This window comes from Vibrio sp. 2-Bac 85, from assembly GCF_037546705.1.
Classification (GTDB): Bacteria; Pseudomonadota; Gammaproteobacteria; order Enterobacterales; family Psychromonadaceae; genus Psychromonas.
Genome location: NZ_JALAAB010000006.1, coordinates 214203 through 239911, shown reverse-complemented (window position 1 = coordinate 239911; position 25709 = coordinate 214203). Strand labels below are relative to the sequence as shown.

Here is a 25709-nt window from a genome sequence, read left to right as displayed (position 1 = left end):
CTAGCATCTAGTCATCTAGCATCTAGTCATCTAGCATCTAGTCATCTAGCATCTAGCCATCTAGCACCTAGTATTCAACAACCAAATTAAGGAAAAAAATGACAACTCGAAGCTTATTAGTAACTGGTGGCGCTGGTTTTATCGGTGCAAATTATGTTTTATACTGGCTTGCCAATAACCCACAGGACAAAGTAGTGGTTTTAGATGCGTTAACTTATGCCGGCAACCGAGAAAGTTTAGCGTCTGTTGAAGATAATCCTAACTTTGTATTTGCTCACGGAGATATTTGCGATACAGCATTGGTAGAAACATTATTAAAAGAACATGGCATTGATACCTTAGTACATTTTGCGGCTGAGTCTCATGTTGACCGTTCAATTACAGGGCCAGATGCTTTTATTGAAACGAATATTATCGGTACATACAGTTTACTTAAAGCAGCTAAAAAAGTATGGATCGATGCGCCAAAATCAAACGGTAAAACGCCACTTAAACATCGTTTTCATCATGTATCAACCGATGAAGTGTACGGTGAACTAGGGCCTAATGATCCGGCATTCACAGAAGAAACTGCTTATGCGCCAAATTCGCCTTATTCAGCTTCTAAAGCGGCTTCTGATCATCTAGTACGTGCTTACCACCATACTTATGGTTTAGAAGTAACGACATCGAACTGTTCAAATAATTACGGTCCTTATCATTTCCCTGAAAAACTTATTCCACTGATTATTACTAATATTCTTCATGATAAACCACTGCCTGTTTATGGTGATGGTCAACAAATTCGCGATTGGTTATATGTAGAAGATCACGCTCGTGGCATTGAGCTGGTTCTAAACAAAGGGCGTTTAGGTGAAAACTATAATATCGGTGGGCACAATGAATGGGCTAATATTGATATCGTAAAATTAGTATGTAAGCTTTTAAATGATCAGTTTAAAAACAACCCAGAACTAGCGACGGCATATCCATCAGCTAAAGCTGCTTTAGCAAACAAAACTGAAGAGTTAATTACCTTTGTAGAAGACCGCGCTGGGCATGATTGGCGCTATGCGATTGACGCAACTAAAACCAATAATGAGTTAGGTTATAAACCAGTAGAGTCATTTGAAACAGGCATTAAAAAAACTGTTGAATGGTATTTGAATAGTGAAGATTGGTGGAAAGGATTACTGAGATGACTCATTCGCTAGGAGAGTATGATCCTGATGATAACTCAAAATTAAATAATACAGCGACAACCATAAGGTTAAAGCAAACGCATATGAAAGAACCGAAAGAAACGATTCAAAGTGTAACTAATGAAGCTCATATAGAAATTATTGGTGCTTCTGGTCTTATTGATGAAATATATTATGCAAATAATAATCCAGAGCATAAGCTTGATGATCTCGTTGAAGATTATTATTTTTTGGGCTGCGTGAAGGGGATGCCTCCTTCGTTCTTATTTAACACCCAATACTATATTGTGAATAATCAAGATGTGGTCGAAGCGGATATAAATCCTTTGGTTCATTATATTACAAATGGTGAAGAAGAAGGTCGTGCTCCTTGTGATTTTGTTGATTTAGAACACTTAAAAAATCAAGTACCAGAAAGTATTAATTGTACTTATCTTGCTTATTTCTACAATAATGAAACTGAATTAGGTCTTTCTGCACATCCATATTTCGATACCGAATACTACCTTGCTACAAATAATGATGTCGTAGAAGCCGGTATTTCACCTTATCATCACTTTATTGCAAAAGGGGCGTTTGAAGGGCGAAGCCCAAGAATGGATATTGATTTTGCTGAATATTTAGAAAGTAATGCTATTGATACTAATAAAAACCATCCTTTTTTGCATTTTATTCGCTTCAGCAATCATTCTTTAGAAATAGATATGGGTTTATCAAGTAGTATTTCTATTTTAGATGGGACTTCTTCAATATCTAACGTTATTCCTCTAACGGAAAAGTCAAATGTTTCTGATATTAAGGAGGATATACCCACAATAGTTCAAGCAGAACAGGGGATTCAAGAGGTTGAACAAGTTCAGGGAACTATTTTAGAAAAAATTGAAATACCACAATATATGGTTGAAGTCATTAGTAAGTCTGAAATTTTTGATGTTGATTATTATCTCAATTTTATTAATGATATTGCACCATATGATAATCCCATTCAGCATTACATTGCTGTCGGACATGATCAACTGCTTGATCCGTCATCATTTTTCTCAACCAAGTTCTATTTGATATCAAACCCCGAGGTTAAAGAAAATAAAACGAACAGTCTTTATCACTATGTAACCATTGGTGAAAGTGAAGGGCGGAAACCAAACCCATTCTTTGTTCCTTATGAGTATCTAGAATTGAATGAAGATTTAGTGGGCATCGAACGCTCATTGTTAGGTCACTATTGTCAGTGTGGGATTAATGAAGGTCGTGCGGTTGCGAAAAATAAACTGCTAAACGAAGCTCCAACAGTTCAAGCGGTGGCGGAAGCTGTCGAGGTCACTGAGGAGCTGCTCAAACTAACTTTTGATGCTGATTATTATTTAGCAAATAATAATGATGTAAGGGAAGCTGGTATTGACCCTCTGGCGCACTACTTTAATGCGGGTGAAAAAGAGGGGCGTAAGCCAAATGCTTACTTTGATCCAGGTTTTTATTGTTCACTCAATCCTGATATTCGCACAACAGGATCGTCGCCTTTTGAACATTTTTCAGTACACGGTTACTATGAAGGTCGCCAGGGTTGTGACCCCAAAAGTGTAGTTCGTAGTCGTGCCATTAAGCCAATGTTATTTGTAGGGCATGATGGTATGCAAGCTGGTTCAGAAGTGGTTTTGTTAGAAGTCATTAAATGGTTCTACGAGCATACCGCTCGCCGCTTGAAAATATTATTATTAGCACCTGGTCCTGTATCAGATCTATATGTACAGTATGCTGATATTTATGTATTACCCGAAAATGACGTTGATTCCCCTGAACAGTTACAAGCATTCTTAAAAGAGGATTTTGAATTTACGTACCTTAATACAGTTGTCAGTGGAAAATTATTTAATATTGTTGAGCAGTACGATATTAAGTTAACTGGTAATATAGTGACCCATATTCACGAGATGGAGAAAATACTCGCGGAATTTGATGATGAAATGCAGTTAATTTTAGATAATACTGATCTTTATATATCAGCATCACCAGCATCAAGTAAAACACTGATAGAAAAGTATAAGATAACTGAAAACTTAGTAACAACTGTACCTGCTTTTATCAATCCGATAGCACAGCTAGAGACTTCTTCTCAAGAGCTGCGTCAACAAGTCCGCGAACAATTTGGTATTGATCAAGACGCATTTGTTGTCACTGGTTGTGGTACGCTCTATTGGCGTAAAGGCGCCGATATTTTTATTGAAACGGCTCGTTACACTCGTTCATTTACTGATAAAAAAATTAAATTTGTCTGGATTGGTGATGGTCCAGATCGTGATGAACTCGAGTCTTCCTTAACAGATGAAGATCGTCAATACATTAAATTTATTGGTAATTATAAAAATGCAAATGAACTTTCAGCAATGGCTGATGTTTTTTATATGTCATCACGGGAAGACCCATTCCCTCTCGTTGTTCTGGAAGCCGCACAGCATGCCATACCTGCAATTTGCTTTGATGAAGCCACAGGGATTACTGAGTTTATTAAATACAACTCAGGCACTATCATTGAAAAGATAAATTCATTAGAAGCTGCCAAGGCTGTTGTTACTTACCTAGAGAATAGTAACCTATTAATAGAGCATGGCAATGCGGCCAAGCAGCAGTTATTTAGTCAATACACTTCTGATATTCAAAACCAGAAAATATTTAAAACTATCTATCAGAATACTGATTACCAGCCGGCCTTATCTGTGATTATTCCTTATTACAATCACGAATTATACTTAAAGGAGCGTATCGACAGCATTATCAACCAAACTAACCAAGATTGGGAAATTCTTGCTTTGGACGATTGTTCAACGGATCATTCAACTAAAGTGGTTGATGAATACATTAATGAATACAGGGTACACAGTTATCTTAATAAAAAAAATTCAGGGTCACCATTTATTCAGTGGCAAAAAGGTATTGCATTAGCTCAAGGAAACTTTGTCTGGATTGCTGAAGGTGATGACTCCGCTGATAACGCGTTTATCGAAAAGCTATTCACTGAGTTTAATGATCCTATGGTTAATATAATATCGGCACGTACTGAGATTATTAATGAATATGGTGAGGTGCAAGAAAATGCTCTAAAACCCTACTTGGATCAAGCTTACCCTAATAAATTTGCTTCAAGCTACAAACGTGACGGCTTTATGGAAGTTAATGAGCAACTAGGTTCAATGTGCACACTCGTCAATGCGAGTGGTCTATTGATTCGAAAAGCTTCTGTTAATGGCCATGTTTTACAGGAAGCACGTAGTTTTAAAATTGCAGGTGATTGGCTTATTTACTTAGATTGTTTAAAGCATGGTAAGGTGGTCCATAACGTAGAAGCTGCGAACTATTTCCGCCGCCATAGTGCCTCTCAAGTTCATAAAGTTGAAGGGACTGAGGCTTATTTTCATGAGAGAAAACATATCCTTGACTTTGTCGTGAATAATTTCACTATCAATCCAAAAACCTTAAAACGAGCAAAATCAATTATTGAAAGTGAATGGACACGCTTTAAGTTTAAACACCCAGGCAAATGCCTATCTGATATTATTGATATCAGTGAATTTGATCAGCATAAAAATATTGTTAATCAATCAAAACACGTTGCTTTTTATGTTCATGGGATGACCTTCTCGCAAGGTGGAATAGAGCGTATTGCGGCTCAAATCTCTAACTATATTTCTGAAAAAGGAATGAAGGTAACGATTTTCTGCAAGAAAAATTTACATAATAAAGCTGTTTACCCTCTTTATGATAGTGTGCAGGTTATCCCAACATTTGATGAATCTGACTATGGTAAGTCTATTCCACTTTTAAGAAAGCAATTGCTAGATCATCAAGTGGATGTATTTATTCCTATGTTGTCTGAATGGTTATTTGAGCCAATTATTGAAGCTGCTCAAGGTACTGGTATACCTATTATTGCATCGGAGCACAACAATCCTTGGAAAATTGAAGAGTTATGGTGGAGCAAAGAGAAGCGTGAAGAGTACTTTGCAAAAGTTGATCATATTCATTTGTTACTCAATACCTACAAGGACTCGTTGCCAGAAGATATGCAAGATCGTGTTACTGTAATTCCAAATGGCGTCATTTTGCCGGAACATGTTAATAATGGTCAACGTGAAAAGTTAATCATCGGTGTTGGTCGTTTAGCACCACAAAAACGATTTGATCGTTTAATTGATGCGGTAAGTTTGATACAAGATGAATTAAGACAACGAGAGTACCGTGTTGAAATCTATGGCGAAGGTTACTTAAGAGAAGAGCTACAAGCCCAAATCTTTGTTGAGAAAGTCGACGATATTATTGCCTTAAAAGGAAATACTGGTGATATGGAAAGTGTTTACAGGAAAGCAAAAATGTATGCAATGCCTTCCGAGTTTGAAGGCTTAAGTATTGCGCTACTAGAAGCTTTATCTCAGCATGTACCAACCATCGCATATAAAGAATGTGTCGGTGTTGAAGATGTATTGCTAGACGGTACAAACGGTTATATTGTGGACTCAAATAAAGCACTTTCACAAAAAATCCTGTCCATCTGTAACGATGAGACTGATTTTAGCTTTGATAATATTGAGGCATTTAATGAAAGAGAGTTTTTTGAGAACTGGTTTAAGTTTATAGAAAAAATTTAAAGGTTTGTGAAAAAATAAAGTATATATATGAGATTTTGGGGTAAACATGAAGTTAACTTTGCACATTGGAACACGAAAAACAGGAACAACATCTATACAAGCATTTCTCAGAAAGAACAGAAAAATATTATTTGAGAATGGTATATTTGTATTGGATTATTTATCATTAAATCAGTATGAGTTTGCATTAGCAGCTGATATTTCACACAATTTAAAATACTATATTGAGGAAATTCAGAAAATCTCTGGTTATGATTTTAATGAATATTCTGGTGACTATTATCAAAAATTACAAAAAGAACTCAATGCTTTACCTGAACACATAGATCATGTCATTGTATCTTCAGAAGATTGCTCTCTACTGGATAATAACTCGATAATTTATTTGAAAAATAAATTATCGAGTTATTTCGAAATTGTAGAAATTATATCTTATTTTAGGCGCCAAGATAGATATGTGACAAGTAATGTAACTACGGCATTAAGAAGTGGGTATAGGGTCAAGTTAAATAATATATTTAATACTAGCGACATTCAGCATTTACTCTATAACGAAATGATGACTAATTGGGCTAATTCTTTTGGTAAAAAAAATATCACATGTAGGGTTTTCGAAAAAGAAAAATTAATTAATAATGATTTAATTATAGATTTTTTAAATATTGCAAACATTAAAAGCATTGAAAATTTAGATATGTCAAGAATTTCAACTAATGAATCTATTGATATTATTACAGCTAGGTGTATTGAGGTTTATAATAACTCTGATATTTTATCCAATGAACTAGGATATTCGAGGAATGAACTCATAAAAAAAATAAATAATAAAAGTGAAAGTAAATTCCTCCCTGCGCGAAATGAAGCAATAAAATTTCAATCAATATTCATGGAAGAAAATAAAAATTTTATGATTAATTTTTTTGAAGGGCATTTACAGTTGTTCAATAATATTTTTGATGAGTATCCGGAAGTTTTGCCTAAGCAAGATTATATTGACGAAAAATCTTTACAGCATCTTTTACAACATTTGATATCAGAAGAAAAAAAATCTTTTGAATATATGAAAACAATTAATACATTGAATGAAAATGTAGAATTCCTAAACAACTTAGCTAAACGATATGAGATTCTTGGTGATAATACAACGACATTATCTATACTAAAAATTTGCCAGGTCATCAGGCCTAATGGTGAGTATATAAATAAAAAAATTAAAAAAATTATGGAAAGTTTAAACGAACATGATTGATGTAAAAAAAGATATAATAGACATGAATGGTTGTTTTTTTTTAAAACAAACTGACAGAGCTCAAGAACAATTTTCCTATCTAACAGGAGATAAATCAATAACTAAAGATGCGATTAATTCTTTTCGAAAAAATATCAAGCATAACGTAAATTATTGTAGTAAAAAAAACATACCGTATTGCCATATAGTTTTCCCATCTAAAATGGTGTTATTTAAGAAAGATTTTGAAAAAGAAAATATTCACGTAAATTCTATATACAATAGTAGTCATCAGCTAGAAAGTGTTTTTTATCCTATAGAAATATTAAGCAAGGAGGAGCATTTTTTAAATACAGATACCCATATTAATGAACAAGGTAACTTTGAAATTTTTAAATATCTACTAGAAATCTGTAATATTAAGAAAAAACCAATCCCCTACTTTGAAGAAGTTAGTTATAAAGGGGACTTAGGGGAAATACTCAACTTATCACCAGAAAAGACTTTTTTTTTAAAGAGTTACAATAAAATAATACCACATGTTAAACATTATACTCTTTCTAATGCTCTCAAAGGAAATACAGGCGATTTAGATTATTTTTTAAATTCAAGTTCAATATCAAATAAGAGATTACTTTTATTCGGAGATAGTTTTTTTAAAAACTCAATTAATATTTACACTTCGTTCTTTCAAGAAGTCATTTATATAAGAAATCCTTTTATAATTGATTGTATAGCTAATATACTTCAGCCTGATACTATTTTCACTGGAAATGCTGAAAGATACTTAGTCACACCTCCTAGTGTTGATTGTTATAGACCATATTTCTCCAACTTCATATCGTGTGATTTTGATACTAGCAAAATATCTAAAGAATCAAGTACTGCACTACAACTTCTCTTGCTTGGAAGATCAAACCATAAATTTAAAGATTGGTTATTTAATAAAAGAACAACAATACCTAAAATAAAAATGACAGAAACGAATGTAAATCAAATAAATGAACTTGATGTAATCACTGATAGAGATGTTGACTTTTGTCGAGATGTGGCAGTAAAGTACGAAAATATAAATTTACCATTAGCGTTGCACTTGATGCGTATTGCTTTTAAAAAAAGACCTGATGGCGAGTTCATAATAAAGAAACTAAATGAATATGAAAGAAAAGTGAGATAACTGGGGGCATGATGGTAATGAGGGCAAGTCTTGATTTTTGCATGATTACTTCTTTTATAGATTTTTAGGCTAACCTTATTGCATATTGTTTAACTTGTTAAGGTGCTTTATGAGTCGACCGTTACGTTTAGAGTTTGCTGGTGCGCTTTACCATGTCACTTCGCGGGGCAATGGTCGGAATATCATTTATCTTCAGGATGATGATTTTGAATTGTTTTTAGCGATTTTAGCCGATGTCTGTGATCGCTATAATTGGGTTGTTCATGCCTATTGTTTAATGACTAATCATTATCATCTTTTGGTCGAAACGCTCGATGCAAACCTTAGTAAAGGGATGCGCCACCTAAATGGTGTTTTCACCCAATCAATGAACCGTAGACATGGTCGTGTAGGGCATTTATTTCAAGGTCGGTACAAGGCCATTTTAGTTGATAAGGATGTCTACTTGCTCTATATTGTTTTAAATCCAATTAGAGCTAAAATGGTTAATTCTCCCGATGAGTGGTTGTGGTCTAGTTGGCATTGCATGCTTGGGAATGTTGATTCGCCAGAATGGTTATCGACAGATGCTTTACTGAAGTTATTTGCGAATAATCGACGAGATGCTATTCGAGCCTAAAGGATAACGGGGTCAAAAAGGATAACGGGGTCAAGTCTGATAACGGGGTCAAGTCTTGATTTTTGCATGATGACTTCTTTTATAGATTTTTAGGCTAACCTTATTGCATATTGTTTAACTTGTTAAGGTGCTTTATGAGTCGACCGTTACGTTTAGAGTTTGCTGGTGCGCTTTACCATGTCACTTCACGGGGCAATGGTCGGAATATCATTTATCTTCAGGATGATGATTTTGAATTGTTTTTAGCGATTTTAGCTGATGTCTGTGATCGCTATAATTGGGTTGTTCATGCCTATTGTTTAATGAGCAATCATTATCATCTTTTGGTCGAAACGCCCGATGCAAACCTTAGTAAAGGGATGCGCCACCTAAATGGTGTTTTCACCCAATCAATGAACCGTAGACATGGTCGTGTAGGGCATTTATTTCAAGGTAGGTACAAGGCAATCTTAGTTGATAAAGATGTCTACTTGCTCGAATTATGCCGATATATTGTTTTAAATCCAGTTAGAGCTAAAATGGTTAATTCTCCCGATGAGTGGTTGTGGTCTAGTTGGCATTGTATGCTTGGGAATGTTGATTCGCCAGAATGGTTATCGACAGATGCTTTACTGAAGTTATTTGCCAATAATCGGCGAGATGCTATTCGAGCCTATATTGTTTTTGTTAAAGATGGTGTGGGTAAGTCAGTATGGAATGATTTACAGCATCAAATATTCCTCGGTGATGATGATTTTGTTGCAAAGCATCAAGAAATGCAAAGTGAACGAGAAGGAGATTTACTTGAAATTCCTCTTAAACAGCGCAGTGCAACACCTCTGACACTAAAAGAATACCAATCTAACGCAATAGATAAGCACCAAGCAATATTTAATGTATATCGCTCTGGTGGCTATACGCAAAAACAGATTGGTGATTATTTTGGCTTACATTACTCTCAAATTAGTCGTATTATTGCAAAATACAAGACTTGACCCCCATGATATTGTGATATTGCAAAATACAAGACTTGACCCCATGAGAAGTGAGACTTGACCTCCATGAGAAGCTTTTAATTTAAATAACGGGCTATTAAATAATATGTTTAATTTTAGTGCAAACTCCTTTAATAATTTAAACCAAAACGGGCAACATCAGTTTTGTATGAATTATGCAATGCAGATCTTTAATAGTAACGCTATTTACAGTTTTATCCCTAAAAATGGCTGTTCTACACTGCGTTTATCAGTTGCGATTGCTAATGGTTGTATTACGAGTATTGAACAGGGGAATTGGATACACCAAAATAACCAAACATTTAAACCGACATTAAAAGATGCGGCTACTGCAAAGTATAAGTTTGTTATTTTACGTTGTCCCTTTAGACGGTTAGCGAGTGTATTTTTGGATAAATTTGTCGCTAAAGAACCGGATGCTTGGCAATACCGAGATTTATTGAAACGTGAGGTTAATCTTGATGAGCTAACCTTTGAACAATTTGTTAAATCGCTTGCTGTACCTCCAATGAAAGGGGCTAATATACATTGGAAGCCACAGAGTACTTTTTTATTGTTTGATGAATATGATGATTATTTTGCACTGGAACATTTTGACGAAGTAATCAATACATTAAAAAACAAAATAGATTTTACCGTTGTGGATGCCCGTTCATTAACAGAGCATGGGACAGATAAGTATCAGTTACTTGATGATGTCGATTATAGTCAGGTAGCGGCTTTTGATATAGCTTTATTGAAGCGTCAAGCACAGTGCCCGAGCCATCAGTCTTTATATACACCAGAGCTTGTTGAAATAGTTAAGCGTTTATATGCTGAAGATATTTCACTCTATAAAAGTAAATGCAATGCCAACGATATGCTGTTTTAATGTAAGATTCTTTATATCGCGTATTATTTTTTAATACTATCCACTTAATATTAATCAATCTGATGCACGGCTTTAAAAGGCTTGTCATTATTCGTTAAGCTACACTAGGCTCTTTTAAATGAAAAAAACACTGATTGCGACAACGCTGAGAATTATCCCTAAAAAACTTCAAAATAAAGCGTTATGCAAAGCATTGAATTATGCGCTGGCTAAAGAAAACCTTAGTGAACTTCAGGAGCAGATAATAAAGCTTAACGTCAATGACCTTAAACGTAGTTGGTTTGTGACTTATGATGGTATTGCTTTTATCCCCACTAAAAAGCGTAAGACGACCCTTGAAATAAAAACAAAGTTTAATACGGCGATGCAACTCGGTAATAAAGATGTCATTATTAATGCCCTACAGCAAGGTGATATTGAACTCATCGGTGAGAGTGAGTTAGTTGAGGCAACACATGGTTATCTCATTCACCTCGACAGTGATCGCTTAGATAATATTTCATCACACCTTTTTTCATTTCTTAACATTAAAACTAAACCTCGTCTTGATATTAATAACGTGCAGTTGAGTGATTTAAAAAACAATGTTGACGTTGATTTTATTCGAGATGAAGCGCTTAAAATAGAAAAAACAGACCTTAAAAAAGCGCTTTCTTTAATGACGTTAGCGCATCAAGCGCGACCTAATGGCCCTTTAATTAAGCAAAAAGTAGCTGAGTATCAAAACAAGTTAAATTAAAAAGTAACAGTCAGTAGTAAATGATTTTTCTCTTAATTACCTAAATCTTTGTATTTTTTCAGATTTAAAAGATCTGCAGCCAAATAAGTTATAGTATTATAATTTACTCGAACGAATACTTATTCCTTTGGTCTGAATGTTAAATGACAAAAAAACTAGTGGCTTACAGATATATAAATGATGCTATTTTTGTGACTTTTTATTACACTATTCATCTTATTTGTTTGAAATAAAACAATCTTAATGGGCTCAACTTATCTTCTAAACGGTATTTATCTTCATGAAATCAAAATTAAAGAATTTTTTAGGGCTTGCTCAAAAACCAACAAACGCTGACCAAAAGCAATTGAATATTATTAATGAATCTGGTTTATTTAATGAGGAGTATTATACAACTACTTATGGCCAATGCACTCCTTATAAAAGTGCCTTAGATCATTATATTGTTGAAGGTGCTAACAAGTTTTATAACCCTCATCCTCATTTTTCTACCGCTTATTACTTATATGAAAATGCAGATGTTAAAGCATCGAATGTTAACCCTTTATTGCATTATGTTCTTCACGGTGAAGCGGAAGGACGTAAACCTAATCCTTATTTTTCTCCTTCTGCTTATGTCGCTCAAAATCCTGATTTAGCAGGGTGGGAAGCGAATCTATTACTTCATTTTGTTAATCATGGCTGTGCTGAAAATCGCGCTTATTGTGACTTTAGAAGTGAATCTAATTCAGCTAGCTCTCAATCTTATCAAGAATGGATTAATAACCATGAAGTAGTGACCGCTTCTTTAGCGCTTCAAAATATTAAAGGCTTTGAGCATAAACCGCTGATTTCTATTATTGTGCCTGTATATAATCCTGAAAAGCAGTTGTTGATAGAATGTATTGAATCGGTTATCAAGCAATCTTACGATAATTGGGAACTTTGCTTAGCAGATGATAAGTCGCCAAATAAAGATGTTCGTGAAGTGTTAGAAGAATACACGGCAAAAGATAAACGTATTAAAGTGGTTTTCCGTGAACAAAATGGACATATCTCAGAAGCAAGTAACAGTGCTTTAGAAGTGGCAACAGGTGAATGGTCTGCCTTGTTAGATCATGATGACGAGTTACATGTGCATGCGCTATATCATATAGTTGAAGTGCTTAATCAACAGCCTAAAACAGAATTGATTTACAGTGATGAAGATAAAATAGATGAAGACGGTGTTCGAAGTGGACCTCACTTTAAAGCCGACTGGAATTTAGATCTTTTATACAGCCAAAATTATGTGTCTCATCTTGGTGTTTATAAAACAGATATCGTTAATAAAATTGGTGGTTTCCGTAAAGGATACGAAGGCAGTCAAGATTTTGATTTATTATTGCGTTACTCTCGTGAAATCGACCAAGCCAATATCGTTCATATTCCTAAAGTACTTTACCATTGGCGTATGGTCGAAGGATCTACCGCACTTGCTTCTGAAGAAAAAACTTACACAACAGATGCAGGCATTAAAGCCTTACAAGACCATTTTAAAGCCTTAAATAAAGAGGTGACGGTCGAAAAGGGCGCTGGTGCAAATATGTATAAGGTTAATTGGCAAATTGCTGAAGAGCCTTTAGTGTCGCTTATTATCCCGACTTACAATGGCTATGATATTACAAAGCAAGCAATTGACTCGATTCTAGAAAAAACAACTTATCAAAATTATGAAATTTTATTAATTGATAATAACTCTAATGACCCTATTGCTTTAGACTACTTTGAAGAACTTGATCAGCATGAAAAAATAACCGTCCTGCGTTACCCTTATCCGTTTAACTATTCTGCTATTAATAACTTTGCCGCTAAACAAGCGAAAGGCGAAATTATTGGCTTGGTTAATAATGATGTTGAAGTAATAACACCCGAATGGCTGACAGAGATGGTGTCTCATGCTCAACGTGAAGATGTGGGTTGTGTTGGGGCTATGTTGTATTTTGATAATGATACTATTCAGCATGCAGGCGTCATTTATGGTTTAGGTGGTGTAGCTGGTCATTCTCATAAGTACTTCCCACGAGACCATCCTGGATACTTTTACCGCCTTAAATTAGTGCAAAACTTGTCTGCGGTAACAGCTGCCTGTTTGCTAGTGCGTAAATCAGTCTTTAATGAAGTAAATGGCTTAAATGAAGAAGACTTAAAAGTTGCATTTAATGACGTTGATTTTTGTTTGAAAGTACAAGCTGCAGGGTATCGTAACCTATGGACCCCTTATGCTGAATTATATCATTATGAGTCGATCAGTCGTGGTGCGGAAGATAATCCTGAAAAAGTAGCACGATTTAATAAAGAGATGAATTATATGAAAGATACGTGGCAGACGGATAAAAAAGCTGATCCTTGTTATAGCCCAAATTTAAGTTTAACAAGAGAAGATTTCTCAATAGGAATAAACTAATGGGAATTGAACAATTGGAGAATAAAGGTTTTGCCTTTATTAATGCTGATAAAATCAATACAGAGAAAAGACAAATAGTGGTAATCGGAACTGCTAGAGGTGGTACTTCTTTAGTTGCTGGTGCATTACATCATTTGGGTATATTTACAGGTGAAAAGAGTCATCCTCCCGTTTTTGAAGATGTTCTTCTTAGTGAGGCTTTTGAGAGTAATGATTTAAATCTAGCTAAAAGTATTGTTGAAAATTATTCCAATAATCACGACGTATGGGCATGGAAAAGACCTGCTGCACTGAACTATTTAGATAAGGTTGAAAAAGTAATCCCTAATCCTTTTTATATTTTTATTTTCAAAGATATTTTTGCGATTGCAAATAGAAATAGTATCTCTATGCAAGCAGATATAGGTAAAGGTTTACAGAATGCGTTAGCTGATTATGCTCAAATTGTTGATTTTGTTTCTAACACTACTCGACCAGTGATGTTGGTTTCTGCAGAAAAGGCTTTGCAGAACAAGGAAAGCTTTGTGAATGCTTTGATTGAATCAAATATAGATATCGTAGACTATTCAAATAACAAAAATAAAGCTCTTGAATTCATTACTCCCAATCCAAAAGACTATTTAGATAAAACTAGAGCAACGAAAGTTATAGGTAATATAGGTTCTGTTGGTAAAAAATTCGTACACGGTTGGGCGCAGCATTTGTATAAAAACGATAAAGTAAAAATAAAAGTTTTTGTTAATAATATTTTTGCATTAGAAATCGAAGCCTCTGAATTTAGAGAAAATAAACAAGGTACTAAAGATTCAAATTGTGGTTTTACTATTGATATATCTCAATATACAATGCCTTTTAGCCTTAAAATTATGGCAAGTGATGATGTAATCCCCATGTATGATGATATTGTTGATATGAGATAACCAGAATGCCTATATTTTATAAAGATAATAAAAGAATTCTTTTTATTCATATCCCTAAATGTGGAGGTAGTTATATAGAGCATCTTTTTCTAAAAAATGGATTTAAAGTTGAATATTTGGATGGTGGGAAAGAAGGTAATTTAAATTTTGTTAGAAAGTGTTCACCTCAGCATATGCATTTTCAAATGTTGGACATGAATTTCAACTTAGATCGGTTTGATTATGTTTTTACAGTTGTAAGAAAACCTCTTGAACGCATTATTTCTGAAGCTCATATGAGAATTGGAGGTCAAAATTTAAATATCTCTTTAGATGAATGGATTCTAAAAGCCTTAGAAAATTATAGCAATAATAATTATATTTACGATAATCATCTGAGACCACAAATAGAGTTTGTCTACAAAGGAGTAGATGTCTTTAAGCAAGAGGATGGGCTAGATGATAACTTTATTTTAAAAATTGAAAAGAAAATTGGGTTACATTTTGAGTTCAAGAACATCGGTAGAAAAATGACTAGGAACCAATTTACTAATGGAAAAGAGTTATTGATTAATGAAAAAACTCAAAAATGTATTAAAAAGTTTTACTCTAAAGACTACAAAGAATTCGGCTATGATTTATAAAGAAGTTAGCGATGCTGTAGTAGTGCCTGCGATTAATGATTTCAAAGGTTATGGGAAATTTATTCACGGTGTTGTGGATAAGGATTATGGGCTTAGTGATGATTTTTTAACTATAACAAGAGGGGGAGTTTCCCTATTAAAAAATAATCTTAGGAATGAATACCTAAGCGAGCATTGTGGCTCTATTGAAAAAATACCTGGCCGTTATCTTTATCTAGGTGCGTTACCCAGTCACTTTGGGCACTTATTGGCAGAAGGCTGCCACCGTATGTGGGGAAATGCTAGTTGTATTGAATCGTTTGATGGCTATGTGGTATTACCTGATAATGAAAATATATCTAAAGGACAAATACAAATATTAAAATATTTTAAGATAAATTTAGAAAAAATCATTTATTTGAAAGATGTTAAAGAATTTGAAACTTTAATCTTGCCACAACCTGGTAGTACCATTGGACAAAACTTCTCTGTTCCTGGTTATGATAATGCATTAAAACAATCAACTAAATTCAATGAGCTTAAAACGGAAGGCTTACCCAAAAAATTATTTGTTTCTAGAAGAAACTTTAAAAGTGTTGGACGTGTTGCAGGTTTTGATTTTTTATCAGTAATTTTAAAGAAAAATGGTTTCATCGAGTTTTTACCTGAAGAACACGTATTAGAAGTCCAATTGGCACATTTAATTGCTGCTGATGAAATAATTTGGGAAGAAGGTAGTGCAATTCATCTTTTAGATATACTTCCTAAACTAGAATCAAAAATGATTTTATTGAGAAGGCGACCTGACTATGGTGAATTTGATCAAATTGTTAAACGTAAGTGCACTGATCAATATATTTATAATGAGGTTAAATTTATATCCTCTAAAAAAGTTCCACACAACCGTATGAGTAGGCTTACTGATATATACAGTTTTTTTCAATTTTTAAGGGAGCACGGTATTAAATTTGAAGATACCGATTTTAATGCGCTCCATCGAGAAGAAATGTTAGATATAAATGATGATCAGTTTGTAAATTAACTTGGAAAATCTGACTTAAAAACTCTAATCCAATATTTTTATGTTGTTTCATTTGTAGTTCAAACTAATTATTTATTGAATGTTCTAACTATGAGTCATAAAGAATCTGTAATGAGATAGGGATAAGACGCTCACTAATATTCTAACTAGAAGTATGTTTGAATAAATAATAAATTACCTTAAAAGAATTATATGTCATTAGATTCATTAACAAATAAAGGGATGGTTGTTCTTCATCCTAGCAACAAAGAGCTTCAAAAAACGATTATTGTTGTGGGAGTTGCACGAGGTGGTACGTCTATCGTTGCCGGGGCTTTAAAACACCTAGGTGTACCGATGGGTAATGCCTGCGCTCCGGTTTTTGAGGATACTCGTTTAAGTTTCGCCTTTGAAAAACAATCTAAAGAAAAATTTGAGCAAGTGATTACCGATTATAATGAAAAACAGGATGTGTGGGCATGGAAGCGGCCATCGAGCTTAAATGACTTATCGCGTATCGCTAAAAAATTGCGTAACCCTCATTTTATTTTTGTTTTTCGAGACTTATTGTCTGTTGCTAACCGCAATACAATATCGATGAAACAAGGCGTCGTCGGTGGATTAGATGCTGCTTTTAATGATTATAAAAAAATTCTGCGTTTTCTTAATAAATCATCTCACCCTGCATTATTGGTATCCTCAGAAAAAGCGGTAAAACATAAACAATCGTTTGTTGTTGCTTTAATTGAGTTTGCAGATTTACAACCTTCTGAAGCTCAGTGTCAGCAATCGCTTAATTTTATAACTCCGAATCCCTCAAACTATTTAAGAGTGAGCCGCATTGATAACGTTATTGGTTGGGCTGATAAAAAACAATTGCAAGTTGGACTGCTAACGGGCTGGGCTTATCGTGCGCATAATAAAAAGCAGGTTAATCTTACTGTTTATGTGAACGATAAGGCATTGAAAACGATTTCTGCCTCAGAGTTTAATGCCGCCTTTAAAGGGAAGGTTCACCCTACTGGGCATTGTGGTTTTTCGATTAACTTACTCGATTATGATGTTAAACCCAGTGATCATATTCAAGTTAAGGCGGAGGGAGATGAGGTGCCGGTTTCTGGCATTGAACTAAATCTAACACATCTTCAACAATGGTTACTTCCTGGGCAATTGTTTGTTGAGCCGAAGGGGGCTATTAATTTAAGTTTATTACAGACTGGGTTATTAAGAGGTTGGGCTATAGCTCGTTCTTACGATGCGCCTGCCAAAGTTGAAGTCTATGTTAATGGAGAAAAGTTTTTACAACTACATGCCTCAATAAAACGAGATAATCTGCAAAAAATAAAAATCCATCCTACTGGGACTTGTGGTTTCGATTTCGATTTAAAGCTTTATGGCATCAAACCAATCGATGAGTTAGAAGTTAAATTACAAGGCTCTGAAATTGTTTTGTATCGGCGCAAGAAAATGTTTCCTGAACTGAGTGCATGGTTAACGACCCAAGAATTAAAACATAAAAATGAGTTGGCACAAAATGCTAATTAAATTTTTACCAACACGTTTAAAAGGTTATTTAAAAACGTTACCTTATGTATTCCAAAGTTACCTTTTTTTATATCGACTTTTATCGCCCTATTTTAATCATCCCTATAAGCGCTGGATTAAAAATATTGAACCCACATTATGGCAACCAGTGCTTTCAGAGCAAAGCCAATGTTTCTCAATTGTTGTTCCTATTTATAACCCTCCGATTAAGTTTCTTAAAGCTTGTGTTGAGTCCGTGCGACAACAAAGCTATCAAAATTGGCAATTAGTATTAGTGAATGATGCATCTACATGTTCAGTTGTTAATAACTACATTGATCAATTAGGTTTAATTTCAGATAAAATAACGATTATTACTAATTCCTCTAATTTACATATTAGTGCATCTACTAATGTAGGAGTAAAGGTATCGAGTGGTGATTTTGTTGTATTGTTAGATCACGACGATCGGCTCGCACCACAGGCTCTCAACGAAGTCGCTTGCTTATTACTTCAACAACCAGATCTGGAATGGATCTATAGTGATGAAGACTTTATCAATAAAAATGGTAAACGAGTTGCACCTCATTTTAAATCTGCTTGGAATCCTTATTTGTTGCATGCACATAATTACATCACTCACTTGTCTATTTATAAACGCGATTTTTTGCAACAGCTAGGTGGATGTCGCGTTGGTTTTGAAGGTGCGCAAGATTATGATTTAGCATTAAGAGCTTCTGAAATTTTAAAGCCAAATCAAATTGCCCACATTGCAAAAATATTATACCACTGGCGTATACATGAAGGCTCTACTGCAGCAAACACGGGTGATAAGCCTTATACCGTTAAAGCGGGTCAACATGCTTTGATTGAGCACTTTGAGCGCAGTGAAATTGATGCAAAAATAAATGAAGGAAATTTAGATAATTTCTATCATGTGCAATACATCCCTAAAAATTGGCCTAAAGTTTCAATCATTATACCAACCCGAGATCATAAAAGTGTATTGGAAACATGCGTTTCGAGCTTGTTGGCTAAAACAGATTATGCTGAGTTAGAAATTATTATTATGGATAATCAATCTAAACAAACGGATGCTTTAGCCTATATAGCTCAACTTAATCGACATGAAAATATATCGGTAATTAAACACGATAAAGCCTTTAACTATTCAGAAATAAATAACAGGGCAGTTGAGTTGGCATCGGGCGAGGTTATTGTTTTATTAAACAATGATACCGAGGTGATTAATAGTGCTTGGCTTAAAGAACTTGTTGGATTAGCCATGCAAGCAAATGTTGGTTGTGTAGGGGCAAAGTTACTTTACCCCGATCAAACGATTCAACATGCTGGCATCGTTATGGGTTTAGGTGGGTATGCTGCACATTCTCATCGTTGTATTCCTAATGACTCGGGTGGTTATTACAACCGTCTGCACCTTAATCAAGTTGTATCAGGAGTAACTGGAGCATGTTTAGCCATTCGTAAAGAAACTTACTTAGTGGTCGGTGGGTTAGATGAAAGCTATCAAGTTGCCTACAATGATGTTGATTTTTGTTTGAAAGTTAAAAGCATAGGTTTTTATAATGTGTATTGTGCGCATGCACAGCTTTACCATTATGAATCAAAAACACGTGGTGATGATGCAGAGAACCCTGAAAGAATAAAACGCTTTGATAAAGAAAAAGCGTTGCTACTGGAACGCTGGAAACCTGAGATTGAAAACGATCCCTATTACAGCCCTCATTTGACTAGGGACGCAGAAGATTTTTCTATACGATCGCGTTATTGAATTCTTATTGTGAACTCTACATCAATTTAGACTTCGTAATTTGAATACCGAAGAAAAGAGAATAAAGTGGTTTAATACTTTTTTTAAAAGGTTGCTTTTATGAAAATATTACATCATGGCGCTGTTAATGGTGTGACTGGTTCTTGCCATCAATTGGTGATTGATTCAGCTAATAGTGTGTTGGTTGATTGTGGTTTGTTTCAAGGTGCGGAAACGTCTGGTCGAGGTGATGATGATTTGTTATCTATCGAGTTTGACATTAGTACGGTTCAAGCTTTATTAGTGACGCATTGTCATATTGACCATGTTGGACGTTTGCCTTATTTATTAGCCGCAGGATTTAATGGGCCGATTATTGCCACAGAAGCGACTGCGGCTTTGTTACCAATGGTGATTGAAGATGCGCTTAAGGTAGGCGTCACTCGTAATCAATCGATTATTAAGGCGTGTTTAGCGCGTTTAACTAAGCAACTGATTGCAGTGCCTTATAAGCAATGGTTTGCATTGGATTTAGTGGGGGATGTTCAAACTAAAATAAAATTCCAACCGGCAGGCCACATTTTGGGTTCTGCTTATATTGAGATTGATGTTAAATCTGTTGCTCAGCCTGCCACGCGTGTTGTTTTTTCTGGTGATCTCGGTGCCACTTATTCTCCTTTGTTAGCTTCCCCTAAAAGCCCTTATAAAGCTGATATTGTGGTGATTGAAAGTACCTATGGCGACAAGAACCATCAAGGACGACGTGATCGTGCTAAGAGTTTAGAAAAGATATTAATTAAAGCGATTAGTGATAATGGAGTGGTGATTATTCCTGCTTTTAGTATCGGGCGTACTCAGGAGTTGCTTTATGAGTTAGAGCAGATTGTTAGCCGTGCTAAATATAAAAAATTGGCTGATATCGAAGTGATTGTTGATTCGCCGATGGCCGCTAAATTTACAAAGCATTATCAACATTTTCAGACGTTATGGGATGCAGAAGCTAAAAGACGTGTGAAACAGGGCAGACAACCTTTAAACTTTGATAGTTTGTATACGGTTGATACACACCAAGAGCACATGCAAGTGATTGAGTATTTAGCAAATCGTAGTAAACCTGCGATTGTGATTGCTGCGAGTGGTATGTGTAGTGGTGGGCGGGTTGTTAATTATTTGAAACGATTTATCACTGAACCAACGGCTGATGTGTTGTTTGTGGGTTATCAAGCTCGTGGTACGTTAGGGCGTCAGATTCAACAGTATGGACCAAGTGGCGGTTATGTGTTTATTGATGGTGAGAAACTAACGGTTAATGCAGGCGTTCATACGATTTCGGGTTACTCTGCACATGCCGATCAATCTAATTTAGTGAATTTTATTAAACGTATTCGTAAAGGTCCTGAAAAAGTCATTATTGTGCATGGTGATGAGCAAGCGAAAGAAAGTTTGAAAGATAAGTTGTTAGTGCTGGATAAAGGCATGCTTGTTGAAATAGGTAAAGGGTAAAGGGTAAAGGATAGATAATAGCGGCTATGCTTGAGGCAAGCTTCAGTTTGCAAATGTTTTCTGTTGGTTGTTATTCATTTGCTATTTTGTACTTTTACTTTGATAGCGAAGATTAAAAGCATAAATCTAACATCAAAAAATGGCAGGCTAAAAAAAGGAATCGCAGAGCTCTTCCGCTCATTACCCTAGCCTGTCGGCTAATTCGCCCATGCGCCCTTAAAGATGTTTCGCAACTTGCGATATTATTCGTCAATTACGTTATACCAAAAATCAAAACCATCACTCATCGCAACATAGTGCGATAGCTATCAAGCGTAGCTTGATATTCGGGGCGCTGGCTTCAGCCTGCCAGTATGCGGGTTATCGCATACAACGATTAGCCTCGATGAGTAAAGCGAACCAATGCATAACGAAAACAACCCTAAAAATCAAAAGAACAAGGTCAAAAGAAGCAGGCTAAAAAAAGGAATCGCAGAGCTCTTCCGCTCATTGCCCTAGCCTGTCGGCTAATTCGCCCAGCGCCCTTACAAGATGTATCACATCTTACAATCTTGTTTGTCAATTACGTTATACCAAAAATCAAAACCATCACTCATCGCAGCATAGTGCGATAGCTATCAAGCGTAGTTTGATATTCGGGGCGCTGGCTTCAGCCTGCCAGTATGCGGGTTATCGCATACAACGATTAGCATTGCTGAGTAAAGCGAACCAATAGTAATGAAATACCATAAAGCAAAAAATCAAAACAAGCAGGCTGAAGCCAGCGCCCCAAAGTCAAAACATGTTTCCAAACAGGCTGAAAAAAGGAATCGCAGAGCTCTTCCGCTCATTGCTCTAGCCTGTCGGCTAATTCGCCCAAGCGGCCCTTAAAGATGTTTCGCAACTTGCGATATTATTCTTCAATTACGTTATGCTAAAACTGCAACACCATCACTCATCGCAGCATAGTGCGATAGCTATCAAGCATAGCTTGATATTCGGGGCGCTGGCTTCAGCCTGCCAGTATGCGGGTTATCGAATATAACGATTAGTATTGCTGAGTAAAGCGAACCAATGCATAACGAAAACAACCCTAAAAATCAAAAGAACAAGGTCAAAAGAAGCAGGCTGAAGCCAGCGCCCCTTAAAGATGTTTCGCATACTACTATTAGCCTCGATGAGCGCAGCGAACGAATAGCAATGAAATATCACACAAAGCGAAAAGGTCAAAAGAAGCAGGCTGAAGCATGCGCCCCAAAGTCAAAGTATGTTTCCAAGCAGGGTAAAGGCTGCGGCTGGAAGTTCAAAGGTTAATGTCTTAAATTCAAAAGGGACGATTACAACTAATTCAAATTAAATATTTATTTGTTTTATCGAGGGATCTTGCTCCATTTTGTGAATAAAGATAAGCTCACTGTTCATTTTTTAATAATGCTTTGTATGAAACTATGATCAAATTACAAAATTTAACCAAATATTACCCTTCTGATCTAGGGCATCAATATATATTTCAGGATATTAATTTTGAAATTCCTGAAGGGCATAATATTGGTATTTTAGGCTCGAATGGCGCAGGTAAGTCAACATTATTTAGGATTTTAGCCGGTAGTGAATACCCAAATAAAGGCAAAGTGATTACTGATAAAGCCATTTCTTGGCCAGTGGCTTTAGCCACTGGGATTCACCCTCAAATGACGGGGCGTGAAAATACACGGTTTATTGGTCGTGTTAATGGTGTTGCCGATTTAGATGAATATGAAGAAAAAGTGAAACATTTTGCAGAATTAGGTATTAAGTATGACTTACCCGTTAAAAACTATTCTAGTGGTATGCGTTCTCGTTTAGCTTTTGGCTGCTGTATTGCGATTGATTTTGATGTGTATTTGATTGATGAAGCAACCTCTGTTGGCGATCAAAAATTTCGTAAAAAAGCACGCCAAGCGCTGTTAGATAAAAGTAAAACAGCAAATGTTATTATGGTTAGTCATGACCTTAAAGAGATTGAAGAGTTTTGTGATAGTGCGATTATTTTACATCAGGGTGAACTTACTTTTTACGCTAACTTACAACAAGCACTTAAGGTTTATGAGGGGCTATAACGTTAGCTGTGACTAAGTAAAAGCACTGTTTATTAATCGTGCGCGTTAGATTTGAGCAAAAATAATCATTTAAATGAGCGCTAACTCATTAACTATTTAGTTATAAATACTGTTTTAACCTATGGTGTAGGTTTATTTTTATTTTTGAAATATTTTAAAATACTTCAAAAGTGTAAGGTTAGGGTGGTATTATCTTTGCTCTCTCAATATGACTACTTTCACAAAGAAGTGAATCATAAGTGAAAAAATAATACAGGTGTGAGTTATGTTTATTTCAATGATGGTAACTGCACTTATGTCTTTCGCTGTTTCCTCTTTTCTTTTTTATTTTTTCCATCCTAAAGCTATTCAATTTGGACTAGTCGATAAAGCTGATCATCGAAAGCTCCATAAAGGTAATATCCCTGTTATTGGCGGACCTGCTCTTTATTGTACGCTTGTTTTTGTTTTATATATGAATCAACAATTCACGCCCGAGGTTATTTCCTTCGTCCTTTGTGGTGGTTTTTTAATGTTGTTAGGCATGATTGATGACAAGATTAATTTAAAGGTCTCATTACGGTTGTCGTTAATGATTGCGATTACGACGTTTCTTTATTATTTCGCTGAATTCCAAATATCTTCTTTAGGTAACTTATTTTCGTTAGGTGAGGTAGTGTTAAATAGTGCATCGTTAATTTTTACTATTATCGTAGTGATTGGTGTGATCTCCGCCTTTAATATGGTTGATGGTGTCGATGGTTTATTAGGTTGTTTGAGTATTATTAGTTTTTTAGCGCTTGCCGTTTTGTTTGGCGTCAATGGGCAATTATATTTAGCTTCTACTTGTATTTGCTTTATCGCAGCATTAATTCCATTTTTAATGTGTAACCTTTCTATGCTACCGCGCAACCGTTATAAAGTATTTATGGGCGACTCGGGTAGTTTTTTTATTGGCTTTACTGTTGTTTGCTTATTGATTGCGGGTAGTCAAGAGTCAATGCATATTGATGATGCCATTGTGGATCCTGATTCACCAACAGCTTTTAAACCAGTGACTGCATTGTGGTTAATAGCGGTACCCGTATTGGATATGATTGCGAATATAATTAGGCGCGTAAAAGATAAAAAATCTCCACTTTACGCAGATCGTGGTCATATTCACCATCTTTTGCAAGACATGGGTTTATCTGATAAACAGGTGCTTATTTTACTTTCTGCGTTTGCTATTTTTAGTGCCAGTGTTGGTGTTATTGGCAGGATATTGCATGTGCCTGAAGTGATTATGTCTAGTTTACTTATTTTATTACTCGCTGTTTACTATTATTTTTACTCCCATAGTGACAAGTTCAGTGGTTTAATTCATCGATTATTTGGTCATCAATTGCCCACTTCATAGGAAGGTTATATTATGCATTATGATATTTTTAATGGAGATGCTGACGGCATTATTTCATTAATACAATTACGTCTATCAAGCCCATTAACGTCTACTTTAGTAACAGGGGTTAAACGTAATATTCAGCTATTAAAAACGATTGATATTAACCCTGAAGATACTTTAACAGTCTTAGACATTTCGATGGAAAAGAATACCAACGAATTAGTGGCTGCATTAGACCAAGGTACTGCGGTTTTTTATGCCGACCATCATCGTTCGGGTGATATTCCTAACCATGATAAGCTGACCGCTTTAATCGATTTAGATGCAAATATGTGCACAGCGTTAATCATTGATGAGTATTTAAAAGGGCAGTTCCATGATTGGGCTATTTGTGCCGCTTATGGCGATAACATGATTAGTAAAGCTGACCAATTAGCGACTGCTGCAGGATATACAACAGAGCAAGCAGACTTATTAAAAGAGCTAGGAACGTTAATTAATTATAATGGTTACGGTGCTGATGTTGCCGATTTACATTTTGACCCTGCAGATTTATATGAAGCGTTAGTTAAATACCCAAGCCCATTTGATGTATTTGAAGATAAGGGATCTCCTTATTATGCGCTACAAGATGCTTATCAAGCGGATTTAGAAAATGCATTGTCTATCCCAGCTATGCACAGTAGCCAAGTATTAAGTGTGTTTGAGTTGCCGGGTGAAAAATGGTCTCGTCGTATTAGTGGCGTTTATGGGAACTTACTAGCGAATCAGCAACCAAGCCGTGCATTTGCGGTATTAACTAAAAATGAGCAGGGCGGTTACCTTGTCTCTTTACGTGCTCCCTTAGAAAATAAACAAGGTGCCGGTGACGTTTGTAGTCAATTCGATACTGGTGGCGGGCGTGCAGCAGCAGCGGGTATCAATCAGTTACCTGTAAAAATGTTACCTGATTTCATTAAAAGCGTTGAAACTTATTACGCTTAATTAACCATATCTTGCTTTTCTAAGGTATCAGGACGGAGTTCTGTTTTTAAATCGTATTACCACATCATATT

General features: G+C 35.4%; 19 protein-coding genes. All 19 read left to right on the top strand.

Annotation, left to right across the window (positions count from 1 at the left end):
* Window positions 1–98 precede the first annotated feature (98 nt).
* The 19 genes from rfbB to MT390_RS09110 all read left to right on the top strand — a co-directional run bounded on the left by rfbB (window position 99) and on the right by MT390_RS09110 (window position 25638).
* Window positions 99–1181: a dTDP-glucose 4,6-dehydratase gene (gene rfbB, locus MT390_RS09200; protein WP_499440761.1), complete on the top strand. Its 1083-nt coding sequence runs from the start codon at window positions 99–101 to the stop codon at window positions 1179–1181.
* A complete protein-coding gene (locus tag MT390_RS09195; protein WP_499440759.1) occupies window positions 1178–5818 on the top strand; it encodes a glycosyltransferase in 4641 nt (1546 codons plus the stop codon). The genes rfbB and MT390_RS09195 overlap by 4 nt, the downstream gene beginning before the upstream one ends.
* A 46-nt stretch (window positions 5819–5864) precedes the next feature.
* Window positions 5865–7067 carry a hypothetical protein gene (locus MT390_RS09190; RefSeq protein WP_499440758.1) on the top strand — a complete coding sequence of 401 codons (1203 nt, stop codon included), beginning with the start codon at window positions 5865–5867 and terminating at the stop codon, window positions 7065–7067.
* Window positions 7060–8223 (top strand): alginate O-acetyltransferase AlgX-related protein, encoded by a 1164-nt coding sequence (locus tag MT390_RS09185; RefSeq protein ID WP_499440757.1) that lies wholly within the window; start codon window positions 7060–7062, stop codon window positions 8221–8223. The genes MT390_RS09190 and MT390_RS09185 overlap by 8 nt, the downstream gene beginning before the upstream one ends.
* Window positions 8224–8332: 109 nt before the next feature.
* Window positions 8333–8842: a transposase gene (locus MT390_RS09180; RefSeq protein ID WP_499440755.1), complete on the top strand. Its 510-nt coding sequence runs from the start codon at window positions 8333–8335 to the stop codon at window positions 8840–8842.
* Between the two features lie 134 nt (window positions 8843–8976).
* Entirely contained in the window at window positions 8977–9816 is an 840-nt protein-coding gene (locus tag MT390_RS09175; protein WP_499440753.1) for a transposase, read from the top strand.
* Window positions 9817–9997: 181 nt separating this feature from the next.
* Window positions 9998–10708 (top strand): sulfotransferase family 2 domain-containing protein, encoded by a 711-nt coding sequence (locus MT390_RS09170; protein WP_499440751.1) that lies wholly within the window; start codon window positions 9998–10000, stop codon window positions 10706–10708.
* Between the two features lie 118 nt (window positions 10709–10826).
* The gene (locus tag MT390_RS09165; protein WP_499440749.1) at window positions 10827–11447 is read left to right on the top strand and encodes a hypothetical protein; all 621 of its coding nucleotides are present in this window, start codon (window positions 10827–10829) and stop codon (window positions 11445–11447) included.
* A gap of 280 nt (window positions 11448–11727) precedes the next feature.
* Window positions 11728–13872 carry a glycosyltransferase family 2 protein gene (locus MT390_RS09160; protein ID WP_499440747.1) on the top strand — a complete coding sequence of 715 codons (2145 nt, stop codon included), beginning with the start codon at window positions 11728–11730 and terminating at the stop codon, window positions 13870–13872.
* Window positions 13872–14792 carry a hypothetical protein gene (locus MT390_RS09155; protein ID WP_499440746.1) on the top strand — a complete coding sequence of 307 codons (921 nt, stop codon included), beginning with the start codon at window positions 13872–13874 and terminating at the stop codon, window positions 14790–14792. Before MT390_RS09160 ends, MT390_RS09155 begins: the two co-directional genes overlap by 1 nt.
* Window positions 14793–14797: 5 nt before the next feature.
* Window positions 14798–15415, top strand: a complete 618-nt coding sequence (locus MT390_RS09150; RefSeq protein WP_499440744.1) for a sulfotransferase family 2 domain-containing protein — start codon at window positions 14798–14800, stop codon at window positions 15413–15415.
* Window positions 15345–16436: a glycosyltransferase family 61 protein gene (locus MT390_RS09145; protein ID WP_499440743.1), complete on the top strand. Its 1092-nt coding sequence runs from the start codon at window positions 15345–15347 to the stop codon at window positions 16434–16436. The genes MT390_RS09150 and MT390_RS09145 overlap by 71 nt, the downstream gene beginning before the upstream one ends.
* 192 nt (window positions 16437–16628) lie before the next feature.
* Window positions 16629–17960, top strand: a complete 1332-nt coding sequence (locus MT390_RS09140; protein WP_499440742.1) for a hypothetical protein — start codon at window positions 16629–16631, stop codon at window positions 17958–17960.
* Window positions 17950–19731, top strand: coding sequence for a glycosyltransferase family 2 protein (locus MT390_RS09135; RefSeq protein ID WP_499440740.1), 1782 nt, complete (start codon window positions 17950–17952; stop codon window positions 19729–19731). Before MT390_RS09140 ends, MT390_RS09135 begins: the two co-directional genes overlap by 11 nt.
* 99 nt (window positions 19732–19830) lie before the next feature.
* On the top strand, window positions 19831–21213 hold the full coding sequence (locus tag MT390_RS09130; RefSeq protein ID WP_499440738.1) for an MBL fold metallo-hydrolase: 1383 nt from the start codon (window positions 19831–19833) through the stop codon (window positions 21211–21213).
* A 1053-nt stretch (window positions 21214–22266) separates the two neighbouring features.
* Complete coding sequence (locus MT390_RS09125) at window positions 22267–22506, top strand: hypothetical protein (protein ID WP_499440736.1); 240 nt, start codon at window positions 22267–22269, stop codon at window positions 22504–22506.
* Between the two features lie 134 nt (window positions 22507–22640).
* Window positions 22641–23291 (top strand): ABC transporter ATP-binding protein, encoded by a 651-nt coding sequence (locus tag MT390_RS09120; protein ID WP_499440735.1) that lies wholly within the window; start codon window positions 22641–22643, stop codon window positions 23289–23291.
* 265 nt (window positions 23292–23556) lie between these two features.
* Entirely contained in the window at window positions 23557–24669 is a 1113-nt protein-coding gene (gene wecA, locus MT390_RS09115; RefSeq protein ID WP_499440734.1) for a UDP-N-acetylglucosamine--undecaprenyl-phosphate N-acetylglucosaminephosphotransferase, read from the top strand.
* A gap of 12 nt (window positions 24670–24681) precedes the next feature.
* Window positions 24682–25638, top strand: a complete 957-nt coding sequence (locus tag MT390_RS09110) for a DHH family phosphoesterase (protein ID WP_499440732.1) — start codon at window positions 24682–24684, stop codon at window positions 25636–25638.
* Window positions 25639–25709: the final 71 nt, after the last annotated feature.

Bases quoted from the DNA above. Each gene is read 5' to 3' on its own strand.
- MT390_RS09195 (WP_499440759.1), top strand. From the start codon at position 1,178: ATGACTCATTCGCTAGGAGAGTATGATCCTGATGATAACTCAAAATTA.
- MT390_RS09145 (WP_499440743.1), top strand. From the start codon at position 15,345: ATGAAAAAACTCAAAAATGTATTAAAAAGTTTTACTCTAAAGACTACA.
- MT390_RS09175 (WP_499440753.1), top strand. From the start codon at position 8,977: ATGAGTCGACCGTTACGTTTAGAGTTTGCTGGTGCGCTTTACCATGTC.
- MT390_RS09180 (WP_499440755.1), top strand. From the start codon at position 8,333: ATGAGTCGACCGTTACGTTTAGAGTTTGCTGGTGCGCTTTACCATGTC.
- MT390_RS09190 (WP_499440758.1), top strand. From the start codon at position 5,865: ATGAAGTTAACTTTGCACATTGGAACACGAAAAACAGGAACAACATCT.
- MT390_RS09150 (WP_499440744.1), top strand. From the start codon at position 14,798: ATGCCTATATTTTATAAAGATAATAAAAGAATTCTTTTTATTCATATC.
- rfbB (WP_499440761.1), top strand. From the start codon at position 99: ATGACAACTCGAAGCTTATTAGTAACTGGTGGCGCTGGTTTTATCGGT.
- MT390_RS09135 (WP_499440740.1), top strand. From the start codon at position 17,950: ATGCTAATTAAATTTTTACCAACACGTTTAAAAGGTTATTTAAAAACG.
- MT390_RS09130 (WP_499440738.1), top strand. From the start codon at position 19,831: ATGAAAATATTACATCATGGCGCTGTTAATGGTGTGACTGGTTCTTGC.
- MT390_RS09165 (WP_499440749.1), top strand. From the start codon at position 10,827: ATGAAAAAAACACTGATTGCGACAACGCTGAGAATTATCCCTAAAAAA.
- MT390_RS09120 (WP_499440735.1), top strand. From the start codon at position 22,641: ATGATCAAATTACAAAATTTAACCAAATATTACCCTTCTGATCTAGGG.
- MT390_RS09110 (WP_499440732.1), top strand. From the start codon at position 24,682: ATGCATTATGATATTTTTAATGGAGATGCTGACGGCATTATTTCATTA.
- wecA (WP_499440734.1), top strand. From the start codon at position 23,557: ATGTTTATTTCAATGATGGTAACTGCACTTATGTCTTTCGCTGTTTCC.
- MT390_RS09170 (WP_499440751.1), top strand. From the start codon at position 9,998: ATGCAGATCTTTAATAGTAACGCTATTTACAGTTTTATCCCTAAAAAT.
- MT390_RS09155 (WP_499440746.1), top strand. From the start codon at position 13,872: ATGGGAATTGAACAATTGGAGAATAAAGGTTTTGCCTTTATTAATGCT.
- MT390_RS09185 (WP_499440757.1), top strand. From the start codon at position 7,060: ATGATTGATGTAAAAAAAGATATAATAGACATGAATGGTTGTTTTTTT.
- MT390_RS09160 (WP_499440747.1), top strand. From the start codon at position 11,728: ATGAAATCAAAATTAAAGAATTTTTTAGGGCTTGCTCAAAAACCAACA.
- MT390_RS09125 (WP_499440736.1), top strand. From the start codon at position 22,267: ATGCATAACGAAAACAACCCTAAAAATCAAAAGAACAAGGTCAAAAGA.
- MT390_RS09140 (WP_499440742.1), top strand. From the start codon at position 16,629: ATGTCATTAGATTCATTAACAAATAAAGGGATGGTTGTTCTTCATCCT.